Origin of the sequence: Bradyrhizobium sp. Leo170 (genome assembly GCF_004296405.1) — a bacterium.
Taxonomy (GTDB): Bacteria; Pseudomonadota; Alphaproteobacteria; order Rhizobiales; family Xanthobacteraceae; genus Bradyrhizobium.
Genome location: NZ_PSRR01000786.1, coordinates 1 through 837 on the forward strand (window position 1 = coordinate 1; position 837 = coordinate 837).

Genomic DNA, 837 nt, shown 5'->3' on the forward strand with positions numbered 1-837 from the left:
CGCTTGATCAAATCGTCGAGGACGGTCCGCCAAGCCTCGGCGCTCTCGCTGCCCATGCTCTTGACGGCGAGCAGCAGCTTTTGGCCATCGGCACGGACGCCCATGATGACAAGCAGCAGCATCGATGTTGCCTTGCGGTCGAGCCGCACGCGCACCACGGTGCCGTCGAGGATCAGACGGACGATCGGCTCCTCGGCGAGCGAACGGGCGTTCCAGGCGTCCCAGTCGCTCTTCACTTTGCGCCACACCCGGCTCACCGTGTCCTTGCCCACGCTGCCTGCGAACAGCGTGCTCAGCGCGCGCCGGACCCGGCGGGTGTTGGTGCCCGCCAGGTAGCTGCCGGCGATCAGCGCGTCGGCCGCCAGAGTGCGCCGCTGGTAGGTTCTGAATGTCCCGCTCCGCCACTCGGTGGTCGTGCCGTCCGGCTGCTCCAGCCGCGCACGTGGCACCGTGATCTGGGTCTTGCCAAAGGTGCCGGTCAGCGATCGCTCGCGGCTGCCGTGCCGATGGCCGACGACGGGCTGCGGCTCCGCATCACTGGCACAGATCTTCTGGCGCCGACCGTAACGCGGGCGCGCCAGTACGCCATCGAGCTCCTCGCGAATCATCTCCTCGATGAACTCGCGGACTCGCGCGCGAAGACCGGCTTCGATCGGGTCAAACCAATCGTCGAGAAGTGCGGGAGAAGTTGCGGTTGCAGGCTGCGAAGCTAAAGCCTTCGTGGTAACGCTTGTCATGGCGTGGTCTCCAGCCCGGCGCGTCAACGCCGGGTGATTCGAGGTTGATCACCCCGGAGACTACGCCACTTTCAATTCCAACCGCTTTTCGGACGGCACC

At 66.1% G+C, this 837-nt stretch carries 2 protein-coding genes; both read right to left on the reverse strand.

The window, feature by feature from the left end; genetic code table 11:
- On the reverse strand, nt 1-737 hold a 737-nt coding region (locus tag CWO89_RS44700; protein ID WP_207234721.1), incomplete at its 3' end, for a transposase.
- A partial coding sequence (locus tag CWO89_RS47415) for a hypothetical protein (protein ID WP_207234722.1) occupies nt 658-837 on the reverse strand: 180 nt, incomplete at its 5' end. The genes CWO89_RS47415 and CWO89_RS44700, both read right to left, overlap by 80 nt.